We start from the raw sequence: 5,197 nt of genomic DNA, 5'->3' as shown, positions 1-5,197 counted from the left end.
CAGGGCCGGGGCACGGTCCCCCACGACGTCCATCCACCGGGCCTGCGTGAGGACCAGGGACGCCGCCGAATCCTCCAGCATGTACGCCACGCGGTCCGCCGGGTACTCCGGGTCCACGGGGACGTACGCCCCGCCGGCCTTGAGGATGCCGTAGAGTGCCACGACCATCTCCACGGAGCGCTCCATGAGCACGGCCACGGTCCGGTCCGGGCCGATGCCGCGCGCCCGCAGCAGGTTCGCCAGCCGGTTGGCGCGGGCATCCAGCTCCCCGTACGTGATCCGCTCCTGGCCCAAGACGAGTGCCACGGCCTCCGGCGTCCGCGCGGCCTGCGCCTCGAACGCGGCGTGCAGGGGCGCGTCCGGCGCGGGCGTCCGCGGTCCCTCCGTGAGCGCCGCCAGGCCGCGCCGGTCGTCGTCGTCCAGCAGGGGGAGCGCCGACACGGGCGTCTCGGGCCGCTGGAGGGCCGCGTCCAGCAGCACGCCCAGCCCGCGCACGAGCCGCTCGATGGTGGGCGCGTCGAAGAGGTCGACGGCGTACTCCACCATGCCGTGCACCTGCCCGCCCTGCTCCACCACGTTCAGCGTCAGGTCGTACTTGGCCGCTTCGCGCGCCCGCGGCAGGACGCCGATGCCGATCCCCTCGATCTCCGTGGCCTCGCCCCCGGACGCGTTCTGCAGGGCGAACATCACCTGGAACACGGGCGAGTGGCTCAGCGAGCGCTCGGGGTTCAGCTCCTCCACCAGGCGCTCGAACGGCACGTCCTGGTGATCGTACGCGCCCAGCGTGGCCTCGCGCACGCGCTCCAGGAGCGCCACGAACGACGGGTCGCCGCTCACGTCGCCGCGAATGGCGAGCGTGTTGGCGAAGAACCCGATCAGCCCCTCCAGCTCCGGCCGCGTGCGGTTGGCGATGGGCGTGCCCACTACCACGTCTTCCTGTCCGCTCCAGCGCGAAAGGAGCGCCTGGAACGCGGCCAGCATCACCATGAACGGCGTGGCGCCGTTCGCGCGCGCCAGCCTGGCGACACGTTCCGCCATCCCGTCGGGGAAGACGAACCAGAACGCCGCGCCCACGCCCGTGGGCTCCGCCGGGCGCGGACGGTCCGTGGGCAGCTCCAGCAGGGCGGGTGCGCCGGACAGCTGGGCCTTCCACCAGCCCACGAGCGCGTCCAGCGCGGCGCCGCGCAGGGCCTGCCGCTGCCGCAGGGCGTGCTGGCCGTACTGGATGGGGAGGGGCCGCAGGGGCGACGGCTCCCCGCTCGCAAAGGAGCGGTACAGGGTCGTCAGCTCCGCCTGGAACACGCCCAGCGACCAGCCGTCGCTCACCAGGTGGTGCGTGGACCACAGCATCACGTGGTCGTCATCCGCCACGCGCAGCAGGCGCACGCGCAGGAACGGGCCCTCCGCGGGGAACGGCCGCGCCGCCTCGGCGTCCGCCATGCGGCGAACGACGTCGTCCACGGGCGTGTCCCCTTCGGCGCGCACCTCCTCCGCGCGCAGCCGCAGGGGACGGGCGGGCTGCACCACCTGCACGGGCTCGCCGCCGCGCGTCTCGATGCGGATGCGCAGGGTCTCGTGGCGCCGGACGATCTCGTCCAGCGCGCGCTCCAGCGCCCAGTCGTCCAGTGGGCCGTGGAAGCGCAGGGCCGACGCCATGTTGTACGCCACGCTGGTGCCCAGCTGCATGAGCACCCACAGGCGCTGCTGCGCGAAGCTGAGCGGGTAGACGCCTTCCGGATAGTGCGTGAGTGCGTCAGTGCGTGCGTGCGGGAGTGGCTCACGCTCCGTTTGGGCCCGTGCCGGCATGTCCGACGTCACGGCGTCCGCGGGCGCGAGGGGAGCGGCGGCCGGCATCTCCGCCTCCACGATCGCGGCGAGGGCGGCCACCGTGGGATCCGCGAAGAAGGCCTTGATGGGCACGCGCACGCCCGTCCGGGCGCGGATCCGCGCCAGCACCTGCGTGGCGCGGAGCGAGTGTCCGCCCAGGGCGAAGAAGTCCGCGTCCGGCGCGATCGACGCCGCGTCGATGCCCAGCACCTCCGCCCAGACGGCCGAGATCATCCGCTCCGTGTCCGGCCGCGCCGCGCGGCGGGCCGTATCCGTCCCCTCCGGAGCGGCGGCCGCGGGATGCGGATCGCGCTTGGCCACAACCGGCGCGAGGGGAGCGGTGGCGAGCTCGACCGTCCCGTCCGACCGATAGCGGCCGTTGCCGCCCATGGGGTGCAGCGCTCCATCCGGGCCACGCATGCACACCTCGCCCAGCTCGCCGATGCCGGCCGGGGCCCCCGCCGCCGTCCGCACGACCACGGGCGACGCATTCGACAGGTCATTCTCCGTCACCAGCGACAGGGCGGCGACGGGCAGATCGGGATCAGCCGCGGCTTGGCGGAGCACGCCGGCCACCTGCGCCAGCAGCGCGCGCATGCGGGGCGCGTCGAAGAGGTCTGCGTCGTACACGGCGTTCAGGCCGATGCCGTCCGCCCGCTCCGCCGCGTACAGCGTGAGGTCGAACTTGCTGGCCAGCTCCGCGCCGGCGCCCATGGCCGTCATCCCGCCCGTTTCGCCCTCGTCCGCCGCGGCGGGCCCGTGCTCGCCGTAGTTCAGCAGGTTGAGCATCACCTGGAACACGGGCGTGTGGCCCAGGCTGCGCTCCGGACGCAGGTCCTCCAGGATGCGCTCGAACGGCAGGTCCTGGTGCGCGTACGCCTCCAGCGTCGTCTCGCGGACGCGCCGCAGGAGCCCGCGGAAGGTAGGCTGGCCGGAAAGGTCCGTCCGCAGGGGCAGCGAGTTGAGAAAGAGGCCGATGAGCCCTTCCAGCTCCGGACGCGTGCGCCCGGCGATGGGCGTGCCCACCACCACGTCGTCCTGGCCGCTCCAGCGCGACAGCACCACGTCCAGCGCCGCCAGCAGCACCATGAAGACGGTGGCGCCTTCAGCGCGGGCCAGCTCCGCCAGGGGCGACGCAGCCTCCGCCGGGATCCACGCGGTTTCCGACGCACCGCGGTGCGCCTGGGTCTCCGGCCGCGGACGATCCGTGGGAAGCGCCAGCAGCGGCGGCGCTTCCGCCAGCCGGCCGCGCCAGTACGCCAGCTGCGCGTCCAGCACGGGGCCGCGCAGCCACTCGCGCTGCCACGCCGCGTAGTCCGCGTACTGCACGGGCAGCTCCGGCAGGGGCGACGCTTCCCCACGGCGATACGCCTCGTGCAGGGCGGAGAGCTCGCCCGTGAGCACGCGGATGGACCAGCCGTCGCCGATGGCGTGGTGCAGGTTGAGCAGGAGCAGGTGGTCGTCGTCCGACAGCCGCACGAGCGACACGCGAAAGAGGGGACCCGCCTCCAGGTCGAACGGGTCATTCGCGCTGCGCTCCGCCAGGCGCGCTGCCTCCGCGCGCCGCTCCTCTTGGGACAGCCCCGACAGGTCGGTGTACGGGAGCTCCACGGTCCCCAACGGAGCGATCCGCTGGACGGGAACACCGTCCACCTCCGGGAGCGACGTCCGCAGCGCCTCGTGCCGGCGTACGACCTCCTCCAGGGCGCGGCGCATGGCGTCCACGTCCACGGGACCGCTCAGGTGCTGCACGGAGGGGATGTGATAGACGGGACCGTCGCCCTCCAGGCGGTCCACGAACCACATCCGCTCCTGTGCGAACGACGCGGGCGCCTCGCCGCCGTGCGCGCGGCGGACGATGGGCGGCGGCCCCGCGTCGGCGGCAGAGCGCATCCGGCCGTCCACCTCGGCGGCCATGGCGGCCAGGGTGGGCGACTGGAAGATGGCGCGCAGGGGCATCTCCACGCCCAGCGCGTCGCGCACCCGGCCGATGAGCCGCGTGGCCAGGAGCGAGTGGCCGCCCAGGGCAAAGAAGTCGTCGTGCACCCCGACCGGCGTCTTGAGCAGCGCGGACCAGATCTCGGCCAGCACCGTTTCCGTGGGCGTGCGGGGTTCCGTGCGCGTCTCCACGGGAGCGCTCGTTTCAGGCTCGGGGAGGGCGCGGCGGTCCACCTTGCCGTTGGGCGTCACGGGGAGCGCTCCCATGAAGACCCACGCGGCCGGCACCATGTAGTCCGGCACCTGTCCCCTGAGGTACGCCCGCAACGCGTCGGCGGCGGGCGCGTCACCCTCGGCGACGACGTACGCCACGAGCCGCCGGCCGTCGCCCTCGCCGCGGGGGACGACGACGGTGTCGCGCACGGCGGGATGGGCGCGCAGGGCGGCCTCGATCTCCCCCGGCTCGATGCGGAAGCCGCGGATCTTGACCTGCTGGTCCGCGCGCCCGGCGATCTCGGCCACGCCGTCCGGCCGGTAGCGGCCCAGGTCGCCCGTGCGGTACGCACCCTCCACGAACCGCGCGGCCGTGAGCTCGGGGTCGCCCAGGTAGCCCAGGCCGATGTGCGGGCTGCGCATCCACATCTCGCCCACCTCGCCCACGCCCGCGCGTTCACCAGCGCCGTTGCGGATGAGCACCTGCACGTCCGGGATGCCCACGCCCACGGGGATGATGTCCTTCGCCAGCGCCGACGTGTCGCGCGGGACGACGAAGTGCGCCACGGCGCGCTGCGTCTCCGTACTGCCGTAGTAGTTGACGACCTGCAGGGTGGGCGCGAGGCGGTGCAGCCGGTCCACGTCCGTGCGCGTGAGCACGTCGCCGACGAAAAAGGCGCGGCGCAGCGCGTCGATGGTCCCCGTCTCCGCGTCGGAGGGGACATCCGCGAGCAGCTGGCCCATGGCCGGCGTCAAGTGCGCGACGGTGATGCCCGCGTCGCTCATCCACTGCGCCAGGTACCCCGGCGTGCCGGTCTCGTCCGGGTCCGGCGCCACGACGGAGGCACCCAGCTGCAGGGGCGTAAAAACGTCGCGGTGCAGGGGATCGTGGGCCAGGCCGCTCAGCAGGCTGAAGCGGTCGTCCGCACCCAGCCCAAAGCGCTCCGCCAGCCACGGCGTAAAGTGCGTGAGCGAGCCGTGGCGTCCCATGACCGCCTTGGGCCGGCCCGTGGTGCCGGAGGTGAAGGACAGGTACGCCAGCGAGTCCGGGCCGATCTCCACCCGCGGCGCCTCTACCGCGCCGACGGCGCCAACCGCGTCAGCCCGGGGGCCGAGCGGGATCGTCACACGGACGGTCTCGCGCAGGGCATCCGCGAGCTCCGCCGGCACGTCGCCGGCCGCCACGAGGGGCAGCCACCCGGTGGGCCCCGCGATGCGC

1 protein-coding gene is annotated in these 5,197 nt (G+C 73.9%); it reads right to left on the bottom strand.

The annotated features are described in order from the left end of the window. Window positions 1-5,197, bottom strand: a 5,197-nt coding sequence (locus VFZ20_RS19075; RefSeq protein ID WP_329685522.1) for a condensation domain-containing protein, incomplete at both ends; no start/stop codon positions are given.

Origin of the sequence: Longimicrobium sp., from assembly GCF_036280135.1 — a bacterium.
GTDB lineage: Bacteria > Gemmatimonadota > Gemmatimonadetes > Longimicrobiales > Longimicrobiaceae > Longimicrobium.
This window is presented reverse-complemented; position numbering and strand designations above follow the sequence as displayed.